18 protein-coding genes are annotated in these 18,179 nt (G+C 35.6%); 11 read left to right on the top strand and 7 right to left on the bottom strand.

From position 1 onward, the window contains the following. The first annotated feature begins 18 nt into the window (after positions 1-18). Positions 19-1,377 carry a signal recognition particle protein gene (gene ffh, locus SFA27_RS10080; protein WP_047374403.1) on the top strand — a complete coding sequence of 453 codons (1,359 nt, stop codon included), beginning with the start codon at positions 19-21 and terminating at the stop codon, positions 1,375-1,377. Between the two features lie 65 nt (positions 1,378-1,442). On the opposite strand, the gene SFA27_RS10075 is transcribed toward ffh, so the two are convergent. The 6 genes from SFA27_RS10075 to SFA27_RS10050 form a co-directional block, all read right to left on the bottom strand. Continuing rightward, positions 1,443-2,108 (bottom strand): porin family protein, encoded by a 666-nt coding sequence (locus SFA27_RS10075; RefSeq protein WP_407297960.1) that lies wholly within the window; start codon positions 2,106-2,108, stop codon positions 1,443-1,445. A 63-nt stretch (positions 2,109-2,171) separates the two neighbouring features. Beyond that, a complete protein-coding gene (locus SFA27_RS10070; protein ID WP_047374400.1) occupies positions 2,172-2,834 on the bottom strand; it encodes an outer membrane beta-barrel protein in 663 nt (220 codons plus the stop codon). A gap of 74 nt (positions 2,835-2,908) precedes the next feature. Next, entirely contained in the window at positions 2,909-3,565 is a 657-nt protein-coding gene (locus tag SFA27_RS10065) for an outer membrane beta-barrel protein (RefSeq protein WP_047374398.1), read from the bottom strand. Between the two features lie 450 nt (positions 3,566-4,015). Then, on the bottom strand, positions 4,016-4,513 hold the full coding sequence (locus SFA27_RS10060; protein ID WP_047374396.1) for a hypothetical protein: 498 nt from the start codon (positions 4,511-4,513) through the stop codon (positions 4,016-4,018). A gap of 132 nt (positions 4,514-4,645) precedes the next feature. Beyond that, a complete protein-coding gene (locus tag SFA27_RS10055; RefSeq protein ID WP_047374394.1) occupies positions 4,646-5,308 on the bottom strand; it encodes a porin family protein in 663 nt (220 codons plus the stop codon). 119 nt (positions 5,309-5,427) lie between these two features. Continuing rightward, positions 5,428-6,387 (bottom strand): PhoH family protein, encoded by a 960-nt coding sequence (locus SFA27_RS10050; protein WP_047374392.1) that lies wholly within the window; start codon positions 6,385-6,387, stop codon positions 5,428-5,430. A gap of 133 nt (positions 6,388-6,520) precedes the next feature. Here SFA27_RS10050 and SFA27_RS10045 point away from each other — a divergent pair, with 133 nt between their 5' ends. From SFA27_RS10045 to rplI, 7 genes are all read left to right on the top strand, one after another. Then, positions 6,521-7,348 (top strand): S-adenosyl-l-methionine hydroxide adenosyltransferase family protein, encoded by an 828-nt coding sequence (locus SFA27_RS10045; RefSeq protein ID WP_264517791.1) that lies wholly within the window; start codon positions 6,521-6,523, stop codon positions 7,346-7,348. Positions 7,349-7,411: 63 nt separating this feature from the next. Then, the gene (locus SFA27_RS10040) at positions 7,412-8,707 is read left to right on the top strand and encodes a dihydrolipoamide acetyltransferase family protein (protein WP_407297959.1); all 1,296 of its coding nucleotides are present in this window, start codon (positions 7,412-7,414) and stop codon (positions 8,705-8,707) included. A gap of 270 nt (positions 8,708-8,977) precedes the next feature. Beyond that, positions 8,978-9,601: a hypothetical protein gene (locus tag SFA27_RS10035; protein ID WP_047374387.1), complete on the top strand. Its 624-nt coding sequence runs from the start codon at positions 8,978-8,980 to the stop codon at positions 9,599-9,601. 42 nt (positions 9,602-9,643) lie between these two features. Continuing rightward, a complete protein-coding gene (locus SFA27_RS10030) occupies positions 9,644-10,996 on the top strand; it encodes a chloride channel protein (protein WP_264517789.1) in 1,353 nt (450 codons plus the stop codon). Positions 10,997-11,191: 195 nt separating this feature from the next. Then, positions 11,192-11,533, top strand: coding sequence for a 30S ribosomal protein S6 (gene rpsF, locus SFA27_RS10025; protein WP_047374382.1), 342 nt, complete (start codon positions 11,192-11,194; stop codon positions 11,531-11,533). Positions 11,534-11,565: 32 nt separating this feature from the next. Next, positions 11,566-11,868 carry a 30S ribosomal protein S18 gene (rpsR, locus tag SFA27_RS10020; RefSeq protein WP_002979091.1) on the top strand — a complete coding sequence of 101 codons (303 nt, stop codon included), beginning with the start codon at positions 11,566-11,568 and terminating at the stop codon, positions 11,866-11,868. 173 nt (positions 11,869-12,041) lie between these two features. Then, entirely contained in the window at positions 12,042-12,545 is a 504-nt protein-coding gene (rplI, locus tag SFA27_RS10015) for a 50S ribosomal protein L9 (protein ID WP_407297958.1), read from the top strand. Between the two features lie 301 nt (positions 12,546-12,846). Here the strand turns inward: rplI and SFA27_RS10010 are convergent, their stop codons facing one another. Beyond that, positions 12,847-13,650 (bottom strand): AraC family transcriptional regulator, encoded by an 804-nt coding sequence (locus SFA27_RS10010; RefSeq protein ID WP_047375684.1) that lies wholly within the window; start codon positions 13,648-13,650, stop codon positions 12,847-12,849. 136 nt (positions 13,651-13,786) lie between these two features. On the opposite strand from SFA27_RS10010, the gene SFA27_RS10005 reads away from it, so the two are divergent. The 3 genes from SFA27_RS10005 (at position 13,787) to SFA27_RS09995 (ending at position 17,982) form a co-directional block, all read left to right on the top strand. Beyond that, positions 13,787-15,121, top strand: coding sequence for a TolC family protein (locus SFA27_RS10005; protein ID WP_407297957.1), 1,335 nt, complete (start codon positions 13,787-13,789; stop codon positions 15,119-15,121). Positions 15,122-15,126: 5 nt separating this feature from the next. After that, a complete protein-coding gene (locus SFA27_RS10000) occupies positions 15,127-16,173 on the top strand; it encodes an HlyD family secretion protein (protein ID WP_407297956.1) in 1,047 nt (348 codons plus the stop codon). Between the two features lie 246 nt (positions 16,174-16,419). Next, positions 16,420-17,982, top strand: a complete 1,563-nt coding sequence (locus SFA27_RS09995) for an MFS transporter (protein WP_407297955.1) — start codon at positions 16,420-16,422, stop codon at positions 17,980-17,982. Positions 17,983-18,179 lie beyond the last annotated feature (197 nt).

Genomic DNA, 18,179 nt, shown 5'->3' with positions numbered 1-18,179 from the left:
CTATAATTTACAATAAATATGTTTAATAGTTTACAGGATAAATTAGACAAGGCATTACATAATATTTCCGGTAGAGGAAAAATTACTGAAATCAATGTAGCGGAAACCGTAAAGGAGATCCGTAGAGCATTGGTAGATGCCGACGTTAACTATAAAGTTGCAAAAGATCTTACTAAAAGAGTTCAGGATAAAGCATTAGGAGAGAACGTTCTTACTTCCCTTACACCGGGACAGCTGATGACAAAAATTGTTCATGATGAATTGGTAGACCTTATGGGAGGTTCCCAGGAGGGGATCAATCTTTCAGGAAAGCCATCGGTAATCCTTATTGCAGGTCTTCAGGGTTCTGGTAAGACTACATTCTCAGGAAAGCTTGCTAATTATTTACAAACAAAAAGAAATAAAAAACCTTTATTGGTAGCATGTGACGTTTATCGTCCTGCTGCGATTGACCAGCTAAAAGTTTTAGGTGGTCAAATCGGGGTTCCGGTTTTCACGGAAGAAGGTTCTACAAACCCTTCTACTATTGCTGAAAACGCAATTAATTTTGCAAAATCAAACGGTCATGATGTTGTGATTGTGGATACAGCAGGTCGTTTGGCAATTGATGAGCAGATGATGAACGAGATTAAATCTGTTCATTACTTCATTAAGCCAAATGAAACGTTATTCGTTGTTGACTCAATGACAGGTCAGGATGCTGTGAATACGGCAAAAGCATTCAACGATGCTTTGAATTTCGACGGGGTTGTTTTAACTAAATTAGATGGTGATACCCGTGGTGGAGCCGCTTTAACGATTCGTTCTGTGGTTGAAAAACCAATCAAATTCATTTCTACAGGAGAAAAAATGGAAGCTTTAGACCTTTTCTACCCGGAAAGGATGGCAGACAGGATCCTGGGAATGGGAGACGTTGTTTCCTTAGTAGAAAGAGCTCAGGAGCAGTTTGACGAAGAAGAAGCTAAAAAACTTCACAAAAAAATCGCTAAAAACGAATTCGGTTTTGATGATTTCCTAAAACAGATCAACCAGATCAAGAAAATGGGTAATATGAAGGACTTGATGGGAATGATTCCTGGTGTTGGAAAAGCGATCAAAGATGTAGAGATCAGTGATGATGCATTCAAACATATTGAAGCAATTATCTACTCTATGACTCCTGAAGAAAGAAGAAGACCTTCTATCATTAATACTCAGAGAAAAGGAAGAATTGCCAAAGGTGCCGGAAGAAAAATCGAAGATGTAAATCAACTGATGAAGCAATTCGACCAGATGGGTAAAATGATGAAGATGATGCAGGGACCTCAAGGAAAGCAGATGATGCAGATGATGAGCAAAATGCCAAACATGCCTGGAATGGGCGGAATGGGAAAATAAAAAGACAAAATCCTATATAAAAAAACTCTCAGAAATTCTGAGAGTTTTTTTATATAGACATCGGTTTATTTAAACTTGTATCCTACTCCCAACTGGAAGAAATTCATTTTCAGTTTTTCACCATCCACAGGATTTTTTATCATATTGGTAAGACCAAAACTGTAACGAGCATCAAGAAATAATCCTTTATACACTTTGTAATCTGCTCCGAAGAACAATCCGAAATCTGTAGATTTTAAAGAATCATCCAGGAATTTCTCCACATACTTCTCTCCTTCTCTAATTCCTTCAGGATTAGTCATCACTGCATTGGGACCGCTCATTTCAAATTTCACCTTGTTATTCGTCTTAAAGCTCACATATGGACCTGCATAAATCCCCAGTTCAGGCATTGCATAATATCTTGCAGATACGGGAATTACAATTCTGTTCAGATTCATCTTTTCAGTTACAGTAATACCAACAGGCGTTGCAACTTCTGCTTTTCCTCCAAGATTAGCATACTCCAGTTCTCCCTGAACAGCAAACTTATTATTGAATTTATGTTCAACTAAACCTCCAATATAAAATCCTGCCTTCGATTTTAGACCTCCTTCAAACCCACCAAATTCAAAGCCATTTTCATTAGAGTTCAGCTTTGATAAAGCAAAACCTGCTTTTACACCGAATGTAGTTTGTGCATGTAAGCCTGCAAATAAAGCAATTGCTGATGCCAATAAGATTTTTTTCATGATTATTATTAAGTTTTATATTAAAGAAGCCCTAAGACAGCTATCTCAGGGCTAATATATATATTATTTTGCAAATACGTATTTAACTCCAAAAGTCACGGAAGTTAAACTGATACCAAATTTATAATCATCAGTTCTTTTCGCTCCGTCAATATCTCTTTTGTAAGTATTGTATCCGAACTCACCTATTGTCGCTTCAACTGACCAGTTTTTCGTAATGAAATAATCCAGACCTGGTTTAATATTCACCCCAATATTGGTATAGTTATTTTCTCTTTCAAAGGCAGCTGCAAGCAGAGGGTCTCCACCGTTAATATTACTGTTTGCATCCATTTTTTCCTTACCAAATTCCAATGGAACCTGTAATTGTCCGAAGATGTATAATTTATCTGATAAAGTCCAGTATTTTCTCACAAATGGAGCTACTACAAAAGCGTTATCTGTATCTTTAATCTCCAGAACATTGCTGATAGCAGCATTCCCAACTTTGTATTTTGTAACAGCACTTTTATATCCCACGCCAAGTCCCACGGCTAGATTAGTAGTAACGAAATAACCAGCTGTAGGAAGGATTCTGATCACATCATCCTTTCTTTTAGTGTTGAATTCGTCCTTTTCACTGTGATAGTATCCTACCTGTCCTGAAAGATAAGAAGTTCCTTTAGCAATTTGTGCATTTGATAAACCGAAAAGCGCAACAGCGCCCATCAATACGATTTTTTTCATGATTATTATATTAGTTTTTTATAGAAAAAAGCCCTAAGAGTTTCTCAGGGCTTTCTTGCTATATGCTTTGTTTATTATTTTGCAAATACATATTTAACTCCGAAAGTTACAGAAGATAAATTCAATCCGAAGTTATAGTTGTTTGTAGCATCACCATCTTTTGGTTTGTAGTTGCTATAACCGAACTCACCGATAGTAGCTTCGATAGACCAGTTCTTGTTTAAGAAATAATCTAAACCTGGCTTCACAGTAACACCGATTTTAGTGTATTTAGCTTCAGTAGAAGTAGAGTTTGTAACAACTGTGTTTCCGTTAGTAGCTACAGAGCTAGTTTCAGTTTCAGTTTTACCAAACTGCATTGGTACTGCTAATTGTCCGAAGAAATATAACTTGTCAGATAAAGTCCAGTATTTTCTTACGAATGGAGCAACAACAAAAGCTGGAGTTTTAACAACGCTCTCGTTTACAACTGTAGTGTTTCCTAAAGTTGTAGTTGTAGTTAGGGTGTTTTTTTCAGTTTGGTAACCAACTCCTAATCCGATTGCTAGGTTAGTGTTTACGAAATATCCAACTGTAGGTAATACGTTGAAGTTTTCTTTTTTATCATTACCGTTGTTAGATTCTACTTGAGAATAACCAACAGATCCTGATAAATATGTAGTTCCTTTAGCAATCTGAGCATTTGATAAACCGAAAAGTGCAACAGCACCCGCTAATAATATTTTTTTCATTTTAAAAAATTTTAATACTTTCTGAGGGCAAATTTACTCTGGTCCCCACTAATATTAAAATTTGTTAATGTGATTAATATCATTGTTAAAATTTAGAGTATTGTAAAAATAAATCATATTCAAGAGAAGTCTTTGAGTTTTTCACAATATTATGAATAAAAAAATTCAATTTTATTAACGAGAGGCGAATATGTTTACTTTTTTAAATTTTCATTTTTTTTCTAAAACCCTATGAATTCAGGGAAATGCCAAAATAAATTAACCTAAAATATTAATTTTTAAGTTATTAACTCTTAAAAATCAAACATATGTTTATAATTGGGAGCTGTCTTTATCTTTTCCTGATTGCTGTGAGGCCATTATTTCAAAAATTTCTGGTAAAGGATCCATAGAATCTACTTATAAAAAAACTCCGGCCTTCGGCCGGAGTTTTTTATTTTTCAACTGTCTTTATTTGATAAAGAAATTAAATCCTAAGTTTACAGCTCCTACACTCCAGTTGTCTCTGTACCAGCCATAATCACGTCTGTTACTGATTGACTGATATCCGATGTATAACTCTCCTTTGGACATTTGGTATCCAAATTTAGGTTGTGCATAGAAACCTCCATCTACCCCATCTTTTGTAGAAATACCATATCCAAGGTCTAATCCTACAAAAATAGGAGCTCCTTTAAATTTATATTTCCCGGAAACAGCTACAGGAATAAATCCAAAATCATCAAAGTGATCTTTTCCAAAGAAGTGAGAATATCCTGTGGTTACCCCAAGGTCAAAACCTTTAGCAATATTCCACATATAAGCTGCATCCACTCCTAATGTAAATGAAGATACATCACTTGCATCAGATACAGGAACCCCAATGTGTCCACCAAGTTTAAAACCTTCCTGCGCCTGTACAGCACCTCCTAAAAGTGCAAAAGCACCTAGTAATAATAGTTTTTTCATTTTTTTAGTAGCTTTGAATTATTCCGCAAAAGTACTAATTATTTTCATTATTAGGATAAACTGCTCTGCAACGAAAAAAAGCAGGTCAAAAATTGTCCTGCTTTTTATTATTTCTAAATAAGATTTTCAGAATTAGTTTCCTCCGAATTTGAAACCTACACCCACCTGAGCAAAGCTGTTCTTTACAGTACCTCCGCTATTATCATTAGATAGGTTAGATACTCCTAAGCTGTATCTTGCATCAAAGAAAAGTCCATTTTCCAGCATATATTCAACGCCTAAGAATGGAGCAAGATTTAAAGACTTGATATCTTTTTTAATATCTCCGTCGCCAGTATCTCCTTCCATTTCTACATCAAGGAAATCCGAACCAATTACAGTTTTTTGTTTAGCGGTAAGAATAATCCCTACGTTAACACCTGCTGCTACAGAGAATCCTTCAGTAATAAAATACTTCGCAGAAACAGGAACCAAAAGAGTTCCAAAAGTAATTTTAGTCTGCTCACCAAAATACATTCCTCCTGCGTTTACTCCGTCAATTTTTTCTTTAGCACCAAGTGGTGAATACAAAACCTCTCCCTGAACAGCAAAGTTATCATTGAATTTGTACTCAGCCATCCCCCCAATATAGAAAGTATATTTAGGATCCATTTTTCTTCCGTCAAGATCATCTTGCTTATCGTCCAGTTTAATGGTTGACATTGCAAAACCAGCTTTTGGACCAAATCGAAATTCTTGTGCGTTGGCACAAATTCCCATAGCAGCGACCGCTGCAACAAGTAAAAGTTTTTTCATGTTTAATTAGTTTTTACATTTAAGGTTTGCAAAACTAATTATTTTTTTCAAATTAACAAATTTTAACTAACCAATTTAAGGTTAACAAAAGGTTAACGGAAACTTTTACTTATTCTTAACTAGTCGTTTCTTAGTCTTTTCTCTTCATCATTATAAGCAAGGATAATCTTTCTTACCACCGGATGTCTTACCACATCTTCTTCTGTAAGATGTACAAACCCGATCTCCTTTACTCCGTTTAGAATTCTCATGGCTTCTTTCAGCCCGGACTGCTGGTTTTTCGGAAGGTCAATCTGGCTTGGATCTCCTGTAATAATAAATTTAGCGTTCATCCCCATTCTGGTAAGGAACATTTTCATTTGTGCATGCGTTGTATTCTGTGCTTCATCAAGAATCACGAACGCTTCATCCAATGTACGTCCTCTCATAAAAGCCAAAGGAGCTACTTCAATCACTTTTTTCTCCATGAAACCTTCAAGCTTCTCATGAGGAATCATATCACGAAGTGCATCATATAAAGGCTGCAAATACGGATCCAGCTTTTCTTTAAGGTCACCGGGAAGGAATCCCAGACTTTCTCCCGCTTCCACAGCCGGTCTTGTCAGAATAATTCTTTTTACTTCTTTATCTCTTAAAGCTCTTGCTGCCAATGCTACACTGGTATACGTTTTTCCGGTTCCGGCAGGACCAATGGCGAAGACCATATCCTTTTTCTCCGTTTCCTTTACCAGTTTTTTAAGATTGGTTGTTTTAGCCTTAATAATTTTTCCGTTTACCCCTTTTACAATAATATCCTGATCAAAAACCAATTGTTTCTCGTTTTCGTCTTTAATATTCAATATATTTTCAACGTCTTTCAGGCCTATTGAGTTATTTTTGGAGATAAAACTGACAATATCATCCAGTTTTTGTTTCAGTATGTCTAAAGCTTCCTTATTTCCCATGGCAAAGATGACATGATCTCTTCCTGTAATTTTAATGGTTGGAAAGCTTGATTTTATTAAGTTGAAATATTGGTTATTAACTCCATAGAAGATTTTCGCATCGATATCTTCCAAATCATATGTTAATTCAAACATGCAGTATTTTTATTTTTAGATTTTAAAATTAAAGCTTTTTTTCAAATTTATATCAAATTCTTTTCAACAATCTTTCGGGCTTTCTTTTTATTTTAAATAACTTTGCAATAGTACACTATTCTATAAATTGCTCATGTCAATTATTACCCTTACTTCGGATTTCGGAAATTTAGATTACAGAGTTGCCGCTGTGAAAGGCAAAATTCTGTCTCTAAACCCTGAGGTTAATATTATTGATATAACCCACGACATCCAGGCATTCAACCTTATACAGACTTCGTATATTGTAAGAAATGCTTATAAATATTTTCCTAAAGGAAGTATCCACATCATTTCTGTAGACAGTTTTTACAACAGATCAAGAAAAAATATCATTTATAAAGCCGATGGATCCTACTTTTTAGCGGCAGATAATGGTCTTTTAAGCCTTATCTTTTTTGATATTAAACCGGAAGCTATCTATGAACTTACACTGAACAACCGCTTTGATGACATCATCAACTTTACTTCTACAGACATTTTTGTTCCTGCAGCGGTACATCTTGCCAATGGCGGACTCCCTGAAGTAATAGGACGAAAAATACATTCAGCCAAACAACTGATGTTCCCGAGAGCGGTTTATAATGAATCGGAAGGTATGATTATCGGTGAAGTAACTTACATTGACAATTTCGGAAATATAATCTCAAATATCAACAAAGATTTTTTCGAGAATATCAGCAAAAGCTACGATAGTTTTACTATAAAATTCAGAAATTTAAGCCTTTCAAGGATATTTTCCAGCCATACGGAGGTTGTTTCAGACTGGGAAAGGGAAACAGAATTCCATGGGCAGTCTGCTGCTATTTTCAATGATAGTCAATTATTGGAGCTTACCATCTACAAAGGAAGCAAGAAAAACGGTGCTAAAAGCCTGTTTGGATTGAATGTGGGTGAAAATATTTATATTGAATTCAGCTAAGATTATATATTTCTTAAAAAAACCGATTTTTTTTATATATTTGTCAAAATCTAAAAATCAAAAATGGCAGAATACAAATTATTGCTTCCTTCCATGGGAGAAGGTGTTATGGAAGCGACAATTATCACTTGGTTATTCAATGAAGGTGATAACGTAAAGGAGGATGACTCCGTAGTAGAAATTGCAACAGATAAAGTAGATTCAGACGTACCGACACCAGTTTCGGGGAAAATTGTAAAGATTTTAAAGCAAAAAGATGAAGTTGCAAAAGTAGGTGAAGCCATTGCTATTTTAGAAATTGAAGGAGAAGGTACAGCTTCAGAAGAAGTAAAAACTGAAACTCCGGCGGCTACTCCGGATGCTGACACTTTAAAAGCGATTGAAGAGCCTTTACAGACAACAGCTGCTTCAAACGTAGAATTCTCAGGAGATCTTTACCTATCTCCACTTGTAAAATCTATTGCACAACAGGAAAATATTTCTGAAACTGAACTGAAATCCATTAAAGGAAGCGGTTTGGAAGGAAGAATTACAAAAGAAGATATATTAGCATATGTTGCTAACAGAGGAAACCAGACAGCTCCGGTACAGGCAGCGTCTACTCCAAAACCAGCAGTATCTGCTCCGGCAGCTACAATTCCGGTAAGTGCAGGTGACGAAATCATTCCAATGGACAGAATGAGAAAGATCATCGCTGAAAATATGGTAAAAGCAAAACAAATTGCTCCACACGTTACCTCTTTCATTGAAACAGACGTTACCAACGTTGTAAAATGGAGAAATAAAAACAAAGCTGTATTTGAAAAACGTGAAGGTGAAAAACTGACTTTCATGCCTATTTTCGTAAAAGCTGTAGTGAAAGCAATTCAGGATTTCCCAATGATCAATGTTTCTATCAATGGTGAAAACATCATCAAAAAGAAAAACATCAACATCGGTATGGCTACTGCCCTTCCGGACGGAAACCTTATTGTTCCTGTAATTAAAAATGCTGATCAGTTATCACTTTCAGGCCTTGCAAAAGCAATCAATGACCTGGCTTACAGAGCAAGAAACAAGAAATTAAGACCAGAAGACACTCAAGGTGCAACTTATACTATTTCTAACGTAGGAAGCTTTGGAAACCTTATGGGAACACCAATCATTCCTCAGCCTCAGGTAGCTATTTTAGCTATCGGAGCCATTGTTAAGAAACCTGCAGTTCTTGAAACAGCCGACGGTGATGTAATCGCAATCAGAAACTTAATGTTCATGTCTCACTCTTATGACCACAGAGTAGTAGACGGTTCTTTAGGAGGAATGATGCTGAAGCACGTTCACGACTACCTTGAAAACTGGGATCTGAACACAGAAATATAAGCAATGAATAATCAGTAATAAGTAATTTTGCTTATTGTTGATCATATAAAATGAAAACCTTCGATTAAATCGGAGGTTTTTTTGTTTTTATAATTAAGTTTAATAAAATTCCAAAAGGTCAAATATTTTATCAAATAAATACCAAATAATTAATAAATAAGACTTTTGTTTAATAAATCAATAATTAAATAAAAATAATACTATACTATAATAACTTTTTTGGAAATTAGATTGATTAATATTATTTTTAAGCAAATATTATTTGGAAAAATGGATCCGGATTACAGAAAATATGATGTTACAAGATTTTTTGATTTCACCGAAGAAGATGAAAAATTAATTACTGAGGTATATGATCAGCTTTCTGAGTCATATTATGTTTCAGTGATCGATATTAAAGAATCTCCTTACGACCAATTTAGTTCTCATGATATGTACCCATTATTTATTCCACAAATCTGTTATCTGGTAAAAGACAGGAACAAGGATAACTCTTTCTATCTTTTTATCGTCAGTAAGGTTGGAATGACTTCCAGAGGTGGGCTTTTAGGACGTAAATATGACACTCTACAACTTTGGGGACTAAAAAATCTGGATGAAAATTTTGGATATATATCCCTCAACAAGAAGAAACTAATGGATAAAGTGGCAGGAATTTTCAGCAGTTTTAATGTTAATTTTACAGATCGTGAGTTTAAAGATTTTTATGTAGTGGGAAATGATCAATTTAAAATCATGAATTTTTTAAATCCAAAGAGAAAAGAAACGATAAAGAACTTTCCGAATGAAGATTTTAAACTTGAAGTCAGAAATACTATTTTGAGTTTTGGCATACCTGACATCCTTACAATGGAAAACGCTGAAATAATCTCAAAGTTTTTAGAAGAAATATAAAATCTGCAAAAATCACTTACTTTTACATCTCTAAATTAACAAATGCTGAAAATTTTCGCTCTTATAAAAAAATCCCTCAAAAATTCCTTTGACAATATCCGGAACGAACAGCTGAAGTACAACCTGCTTCAGGCTATCCCTTTTTGGATAGGATCTGTTATTACAGGTTTTTTTGCCGTCATGTATGCACAGATATTTGCCTGGGGTGAACATCTCATGAATTTTATTTTTGACTGGCATGCATGGATGATTTTTATTATTGCTCCCATAGGATTTGTACTTTCCTGGTGGCTGGTGAAAGAATTTGCGCCTAATGCTAAAGGGAGCGGTATCCCACAGGTAATGGCAGCGGTAGAACTGGCCAATCCGAAAGAACACCGCAAGATCAGAAATCTTCTGAGCATTAAGATTATTTTTTTCAAAATCCTGTCTTCTGTCATTCTGGTAATCGGAGGAGGAGCGGTAGGACGTGAAGGACCTACCATTCAGATTGCAGGCTCCGTTTTCAGAAAAGTCAACGAGTATCTTCCCGAATGGTGGCCGAAGATTTCCAAGAAAAATATGATTATGACAGGAGCTGCTGCCGGACTTGCTGCTGCCTTTAACACTCCGCTGGGAGGTATTGTTTTCGCTGTGGAAGAACTGTCGAAAACCCATATTAATTACTTTAAAACAGCTTTGTTTACCGCGGTAATTATTGCCGGTCTCACAGCACAGACACTGGCAGGATCTTATTTATATCTGGGATATCCAAAAACTAATGATGTTTCTTTAATGGTAATGTTTCCCATTGTACTTGTTGCTGCTGTGGCAGGTATTCTCGCCAGTCAGCTTTCTGTTGCTATGCTTAAAATCAACAGATGGAAAAAGAATACACTGAAAACCGATAAAGCCAATGTGATGTTCCTGATTATTTGTGCTTTAATCATTGCTTCAATCGCTTATTTCATCAACAGGGAAATTCTCGGCTCCGGAAAAGAAATTATGGAACGGGTACTTTTTACGAAAGATAAGCACGAAGACTGGTATGTTCCGGTTTTAAGAATGCTTGGCCCTGCCCTTTCTTTTACTTCAGGAGGTGCAGGAGGAATTTTCGCCCCTGCCCTCACAGCGGGAGCAAGTATAGGCTCTGTTATTTCAGGCGCCATTCATTTAACACCTAACGAAACCAATGTGGTTGTTCTGGCCGGAATGGTTGCTTTTCTAACCGGAATTACAAGAGCGCCATTTACTTCAGCCATTATTGTTCTGGAAATGACAGACAGGCACTCATTGATATTTCACCTGATGCTGGCAGGAATGGTTTCTTCTATTGCCTCTATTCTCGTAAGCAGACATTCGTTGTACGATGTCTTAAAGGTGAATTTTCTGACGGAGTTAAGACAAAAAGATTAGTCGAGAAAGTGGAGGGCTATTTAAGAGTATATTATTGGAAATAACTTTTAAATGTAATCTTAAGTAATCCCTTCAAAACATTAAACTTTAAATTCCCAACCATCAACACTCAACTATTTCACAAATCCTCTTGCATATACGAAATATATTCTCTAATTTTGCACCTCGAAATAATTAACAAATTCATTTAACATTATGAACAATTACGAAACTGTTTTCATTTTAACTCCCGTTCTATCTGAGTCACAGGTAGAGGAAGCAGTGAACAAGTATGTAGATCTTATCAAAGAAAAGAACTGCGAAATCGTTGCTAAAGAAAACTGGGGATTGAAAAAATTAGCTTATCCTATCCAATTGAAAAAGAACGGGTTCTATACTCTAATCGAATTCAAAGGAGAAGGTAGTGTAGTAGCTGATTTAGAATTAGCATTTAAGCGTGACGAGAGAGTAATCCGTTACCTTACTACAAAACTTGACAAGCATGCTGTTGAGTACGCTGTAACTAGAAGAACTAAAGTAAAAGCAGCTAAAGCTTAATTAATTAACCCTATTTTTTAAAAAGACAAGACATGGCAATAGATGAAATGGCTAAACAAGCCTCAGCTGGAGGAGAATCAGAAGTAAAATTCCTTACTCCGCTTGATATCAATACAAAATCTGAAAAGAAATATTGTAGATTCAAAAAATACGGAATTAAGCACGTTGATTACAAAGATGCTGACTTCTTATTACAATTTGTAAACGAGCAAGGTAAAATTTTACCAAGAAGATACACTGGAACTTCTTTAAAATACCAAAGAAAAGTTTCTGCTGCTATCAAAAGAGCAAGACACCTTGCATTACTACCATACGTAGCTGACTTATTGAAATAAGACAAAAAATAAATAAAAGAAGAGGGCAACCTCTTCTTTTGTTGCTGAATAAATAATTAATTCTAACGAAATTGAGATTTTAAATTTTAGATTCTGGATTTAGATTTTTTATATTTCTACATCTTTGAATTTTTCAATCTTTTAATTTTTCAATCTTAAAACGGACAACAACAATGGAAATTATCCTTAAAAAAGACGTAGAAAACTTAGGACTTGAGTTTGATACAGTAAACGTAAAGCCAGGTTATGCTAGAAATTTCTTAATTCCTCAAGGAATTGCTCTTTTAGCTACACCTAAAAACAAAGCTGCTTTAGAAGCTACATTAGAAGCTAGAAAAGAAGAAGAAGCTAAATTAATCGCTGCTGCTAACGCTGTAGTTGATCAATTGAAGAAAACTTCTATCACTATTCCTGCAAAAGTAGGTACTGGTGATAAACTATTCGGATCTATCAACAATGCTGATCTATCTGCTGCTTTAGAAAAAGCTGGTGTTTCTGTAGAGAAAAAATACATCAAGATTCCTGGTAACACAATCAAAAGAACTGGTAAATTCTCAGCTCTTATCAGACTTCACAGAAATGTTGAGTACAACTATGAGTTCGATATCGTTTCTGACGCTCCAGTTGTAGCTGCTCCTGCTGCTAAGAAGGAAGAAGCTAAATCTGAAGAAGCTTAATAAGCAACGAGAATTTCTCACAATATAAAACCATCTCATTTATTTGAGGTGGTTTTTTTATATAATTGGGGAAAGACAACGCGCAGAGACTACCCCGTCTTTTTGCTTTGCAAAAATCCACCCCTTCAGGGAAGGGGAATGTAGGAAATCTTAACAACTATTACTCATTATATTAGCTTTTTAACAACCTTACACGTAAGAATGCAAGAAAACCTATCCCACACTATAAAACCCGTTACCACATAACACGTACCCCGTAACCCGAATCTCAAACCCTCAAACTCTCAAACACTCCCACTCACTACTTATCTCCTCTCAATTTATGCTGATATTCCGTAGGAGCAATACCAATTACTTTTTTGAAAATATTGCTGAAAGATGACAGACTGTTGTACCCTACCATCATCGCAATTTCATACATATTATACTTTCCTTCCAGCATCAGTTCAAGAGAACGGGTAATTCTCAAAGCCCTTAGAAAACGGACATAATTCATGCCCAGGATCTCTTTAAATTTCCTCGAAAGGGTTCTTGTACTCATTCCGAATTCTTTTGCCGTAGATTCGATGGTAAGGGGCTTTTCAAGGTTAGCATGAATATACCTTGCAATCTTCAGTAATGTTTCATCTTTTGGAAATGGATGCTGTATTGGAAATGCCAGATGCTTGTGCTTTTTTTCCTGTAAAACACCTTTAAGGGCTTTGAGAAAAAAGTATTTAGAAGTATCATTTTTTGTGATTTTCCCATCCCATTCTTTAGTATACAAAATCATCTCCCGAAGTAAATTATTGACGGAATAAATATTAATTTCATCAAAAAAGCCATTTTCATTTTCTTCTTTTTTAAAATAAAAATTATATAAATCAACTTTCGGACTGGTAGAAAAAATATAATGAGGCGTCCCGGCAGGAATCCACATAAAGCATCTTGCAGGAAGATACCAATGCTTTTGATCTGTAAAAACATGTACAATACCTCCTTCTGCGTATACTAATTGTGCAGAACTATGGTAATGAATCTCTGTTGTTACATTACCTGTGAGGACATGGTAGATGTAAAACTCTGCATCATCCTCTTCTACTGCTTTAAAATGGCTGTCATTCATGAAATAAAGATAAGAAGAATTTTCAAATTGGCGTAAATGAGCAAATCTTTTTCTGTTTTCACAAATCGGGTCCGACACTTGTCGTCGTAACTTTGCTGCATCAAAATCATTTTAGCAAAAATCCTTTAATTAATTTATGAATATCATATTTAACGCATGCCGGTATCTGTGCATTGCGTTGTGCTTATTATTAAGCAACTTTTTACATTCACAGATGGTAGATTATCAGCATCTCGGCTTACAGCAAGCTGTAGAGATTGGGCTGAAAAATAATAAAAACATACAGATAAGTCATCTCAAACAGGAAATGTCCGCTACCAAAGAGAAAGATCTTAAAATGGAAAAGCTTCCGGACATTGAATTTCATACCAGCTATACTCAGGTAACCAATTTATATCAGCATCAGAACGGCGTATTTAACAAAGCAACAGAATATGATGCTATCAATGGAATGTATGATTTTACATTATCTGCTTCCATTCCGGTATATATGGGGGGTAAAATAAAAAATACGGAAAAGAAAGCGGCTATTGATACTGAGATTTCAGCCTTAAAAACCCATCTGGATGAGAGACAGCTTAAAATGGTAATCATTACAGCATTTCTTCAGATCCATCATTTAAAAGAGCAGCAGAGTCTTATTAATGATAAAATGAAAGAAGATTCCGTAAACATCAAACAGGTAAAATCTTTGAAAGCTAATGGTGTTGTAACGGTAAATGAAGTCTTAAGAACCTCACTGCAGCTTTCCAATCACAAAATGAGCTGGACGGAACTGGATAACGATATTCAGATTGCTGAACACAAACTGAAGACTATTCTTTCGCTTCCGGAAAATCAGGAAATGCATGTGAATACAGAAGATCTTATTTCGGAGAATGCAGCCATTCCTTATGTTGATGAACTGACAGAAACAGCTTTAAACAAAAATGAGTCTGTTGAAATCACCCATAAAAATCTTTCTCTGAAAGAACTGGATCAAAAAATTACCAAAGCTAATTATTTACCCAAAATTACAGCTGGTGGAGAATATTTTTTAAAATATCCGAACATGATGTTCTTTCCTCCCGAACCGTATGCATACCGTCTGGGAATGATGGGGGTAAATCTTACCTATCCTATCGAAAATCTGTACAAGAACAAATACAGAATGCAGGAAGCACGGGAAAATATTGACCTGGCCAAACTTCAGATAGAAGAAAACGAGGAAAATGTAAGACATAATGTATATGAAGCTTATAAAAAGTTTGAAGAGACAGACCAGAAGGTAAAAATTGCTGAAGAAGCAATTAATCAAGCTAAGGAAAACTATCGTATTGTAAGAACAAAATATGCCAATAAGTTAAGCCTTATCACTGAACTGATCGACGCCGATAATACTTATCTGGAAGCTGAATCTAATCTTATTTCCGTAAAAATCAACAGACAACTTAAATATTACCAACTCCAATATACGATTGGAAACTTATAAAAACTATGGCACAGAAACAACTGACACAAAAGGAAAAAAGAATCAACAAGTCCATTACTTTACTGGCCTGGATCCTGATTATAAGCGGAATCACAGGAATGGTAAGCTTTTATCTTTTTTCAAGAAAAAATGTAACGACGAATGATGCACAGATTGAACAATATATCACGCCTGTATCCAGCAAAGTTTCAGGGTTCATTAAAACTATAAAATTTAACGAAAATCAGTTTGTACACAAAGGAGATACATTAATCGTGATCGACAACAGGGAGTTTGTGAATCAGGTACACATGGCTGAAGCTAACCTTCACGCAAACACTGCAACCATAAGCACAATTGAAAGCGGTGTCAGTACCAAAGAAAGCGACACAAAGATTATTGATGCTAAAATAGCTTCTGCAAGAATTGATATCTGGAGAACAGAACAAGATTATAAAAGATATAAAAACCTTTTGACAGAAGATGCGGCTACAGAACAGGAATTTGAGAATGTAAAGGCTTCTTATGAGCAGTCAAAAGCTAATCTTTTAGCATTGGAACAGCAGAAAAATGCAATAAGAGCCGGAGCCAATGAGCAGCAGACTAAGGTTGCTCCTGTTAAAAGTCAGATTCAGCAGAGTTCTGCAAGTCTTAATAATGCGAAACTGTATCTTTCTTATACAGTGATTACGGCTCCTTATGACGGATGGGTGGGAAAAAAAACGATTCAGGAAGGGCAGCTGATTAAAGAAGGTCAGGCTCTGGTACAAATGGTCAGCAAAGAAAAATGGATCATAGCCAATTATAAAGAAACACAGCTTGGACAGATTGACCAAAGCCAGGAAGTAATTATTACAGCGGATGCTTATCCCGATGTTGAATTTAAAGGAAAAATACTTTCCGTTTCTCCAGCTTCAGGATCTCAGTTTTCATTAGTAAAGCCCGATAATGCAACCGGAAACTTTGTGAAAATCGAGCAGAGATTTCCTGTGAAAATTATTCTGGATAACAATAAAGACAACGAAAAACTGCTTTCCGGAATGAATGTTCTGGTAAGTGCGAAGAAGATATGAGTTTGAGTGTGGGAGGGTTTTAGAGTTTTAGAGTGCAAAATTACCTTCTGATCAACATATTTCAGGCTTTACAATACATTATTTTTTAGCGAAAAGACAAACTGCAAATTTTTTCTTAAGCATATTTGCCATTTTACCTTTTACTTGTTTACACCTTTGCCTTTGTCTTTTCGCATTTTTTTAATCCGGTTCAATGACAGATTTGTTCATTTGCCGTCTCTTCCTGAGCTTAATGCTTAAAAAATTATGCAACACAATACAGTTTATCATAAATGGGTACCACAATGGCTGAAACTGCCTCTTCTTATATTGGCATTGTTTCCCCACCTGATGTTGTTGTCGCTTTTACATTCAAACAGCGCCTTCACATCTTCTTTTATGGATGCGGATTCAGATGACATCCAGTATTTAATGATTTTGATGTATGGGACATTTGTGGTTACCCTTTTAGTTTTACAAAGATTTATGGCGTATTTCAGCGTCAAATATTATGTACTGCTGATGGCTTCCATTTCCGTGATTATTCTTTATGTTTTATCAGTTACCAATGATTATCATGTTATCTTGGTAATCCGGTTTTTAGAAGGAATTTTCGGGCTGCTGGAAGGAGCTATTTTCCTGCCGTTGATTATTGCTGAATTAAAAACTAAACATGCTAAAGTTCTAGCCTATCTATTCATGTACACCATCATGCTGACCGGGGGAACAATTACCACTTCCCTTTTAAAATCCAGTATTGAAGATTACGATTTTCAGCATATGATCCTGATGATGGTCTATTTTCATGTGTTTGTACTGATTATTGGTATTGCTTTATTCAACAGAAACAGATTCTTTCCTAAAAAACCTTTGTATCAATTGGATATTACCAGCTGGTTTTTGCTTTGGGTATGCCTGCAGGCTGGCGGTTATGCTATTATTTATGGTAAAAGACTGATGTGGCTCGAGTCTGACACGATTATCATATGTTTATTTATATTCCTGCTTTCGGGAGGATTATTTATGCTTAAACAAAGAAATTCTAAGAGACCATTGTTTCATTTCGAAGTTTTCAGTTCAAAAAATGTGATCGCGGGAATGATTCTGTTTTTCATTTTTTACCTGATCCGCTCCGGATTGAATAACGTATACAGCATCATGGCAACAGTATGGAAATGGCCCTGGGATTATATTGTGAACATTCAATACTGGAATGTGGCGGGAACTCTTTTGGGGATATTATTATCGGGAATCTGCCTGGTTCGGGGAATTTCCTCAAGAATTGTTTTCTTTACAGGATTTCTATTACTGGCCATAGATTGTGCATGGTTTACCTATACTTTTTATCCTGACACTACCCTTTCTACGATCTGTCCACCATTATTTCTGCAGGGAGTCGCTCAGGGATTATTATTTACGCCGCTTGTTTTCTTTTTAATTTCAGGGACTCCGGAAGAATATGTATCCAATGCTACTGCGTTGGGGACTACAACCCGTTTCTGGACAACCGCTATCGGATATGCTTTAATGCAGAATCTGATGCTATTTTTAACATTAAAACATTCCGATACACTCAGCGCCAATTTTACAGACACTAATCCTGTATTTTACAATCAATGGAGTCAAATTTTCGGGGCTAATATTTCGAAATTATCAGTGAATGATTCTCTATCCATGACAGCAGGAGCTTTTAAAGCTAAAATAACTGCTCAGTCTATTCTCCTTTCCAATATGGAAATTTTCACGGGATTATTCTGGCTGGCGTTAATGACTGCCATCTGTTTATTACTTTATCATCCGGTAAAAATAGCTGTGAGAAATATTATGTAAAAAAGGAAGCTGGAGGTTGGAAAGAATGAAGTTCTGGAAGACGTATATAATAATTAAAGACGCTCAGATTAATATGTAAAACACTTAATAATTTTTTTTAAATAACCAGTTACCTTCAAACAATCAGGAGACTTCCATCTTCATCCACTTTGGCCGGTTTATTGTTCGTGTTTTCTGATCGCAATATTGCACAGGCC

The sequence above is a fragment of the Chryseobacterium sp. HR92 genome, from assembly GCF_045689405.1.
In the GTDB taxonomy this organism is placed as follows: Bacteria; Bacteroidota; Bacteroidia; order Flavobacteriales; family Weeksellaceae; genus Chryseobacterium; species Chryseobacterium viscerum_A.
Note: the sequence above shows the minus strand (reverse complement) of the source record. Positions and strands in the feature narration are given on the sequence as shown.

Excerpts from the sequence above, each read along its gene's own strand:
- SFA27_RS10010 (WP_047375684.1), bottom strand. The coding sequence starts at position 13,650 with ATGAATGACAGCCATTTTAAAGCAGTAGAAGAGGATGATGCAGAGTTT.
- SFA27_RS10000 (WP_407297956.1), top strand. The coding sequence starts at position 15,127 with ATGGCACAGAAACAACTGACACAAAAGGAAAAAAGAATCAACAAGTCC.
- rpsF (WP_047374382.1), top strand. The coding sequence starts at position 11,192 with ATGAACAATTACGAAACTGTTTTCATTTTAACTCCCGTTCTATCTGAG.
- SFA27_RS10055 (WP_047374394.1), bottom strand. The coding sequence starts at position 5,308 with ATGAAAAAACTTTTACTTGTTGCAGCGGTCGCTGCTATGGGAATTTGT.
- SFA27_RS10030 (WP_264517789.1), top strand. The coding sequence starts at position 9,644 with ATGCTGAAAATTTTCGCTCTTATAAAAAAATCCCTCAAAAATTCCTTT.
- SFA27_RS10075 (WP_407297960.1), bottom strand. The coding sequence starts at position 2,108 with ATGAAAAAAATCTTATTGGCATCAGCAATTGCTTTATTTGCAGGCTTA.
- rplI (WP_407297958.1), top strand. The coding sequence starts at position 12,042 with ATGGAAATTATCCTTAAAAAAGACGTAGAAAACTTAGGACTTGAGTTT.
- SFA27_RS10035 (WP_047374387.1), top strand. The coding sequence starts at position 8,978 with ATGGATCCGGATTACAGAAAATATGATGTTACAAGATTTTTTGATTTC.
- SFA27_RS10060 (WP_047374396.1), bottom strand. The coding sequence starts at position 4,513 with ATGAAAAAACTATTATTACTAGGTGCTTTTGCACTTTTAGGAGGTGCT.
- SFA27_RS10045 (WP_264517791.1), top strand. The coding sequence starts at position 6,521 with ATGTCAATTATTACCCTTACTTCGGATTTCGGAAATTTAGATTACAGA.
- rpsR (WP_002979091.1), top strand. The coding sequence starts at position 11,566 with ATGGCAATAGATGAAATGGCTAAACAAGCCTCAGCTGGAGGAGAATCA.
- ffh (WP_047374403.1), top strand. The coding sequence starts at position 19 with ATGTTTAATAGTTTACAGGATAAATTAGACAAGGCATTACATAATATT.
- SFA27_RS10040 (WP_407297959.1), top strand. The coding sequence starts at position 7,412 with ATGGCAGAATACAAATTATTGCTTCCTTCCATGGGAGAAGGTGTTATG.
- SFA27_RS10070 (WP_047374400.1), bottom strand. The coding sequence starts at position 2,834 with ATGAAAAAAATCGTATTGATGGGCGCTGTTGCGCTTTTCGGTTTATCA.
- SFA27_RS10005 (WP_407297957.1), top strand. The coding sequence starts at position 13,787 with ATGAATATCATATTTAACGCATGCCGGTATCTGTGCATTGCGTTGTGC.
- SFA27_RS10050 (WP_047374392.1), bottom strand. The coding sequence starts at position 6,387 with ATGTTTGAATTAACATATGATTTGGAAGATATCGATGCGAAAATCTTC.
- SFA27_RS10065 (WP_047374398.1), bottom strand. The coding sequence starts at position 3,565 with ATGAAAAAAATATTATTAGCGGGTGCTGTTGCACTTTTCGGTTTATCA.
- SFA27_RS09995 (WP_407297955.1), top strand. The coding sequence starts at position 16,420 with ATGCAACACAATACAGTTTATCATAAATGGGTACCACAATGGCTGAAA.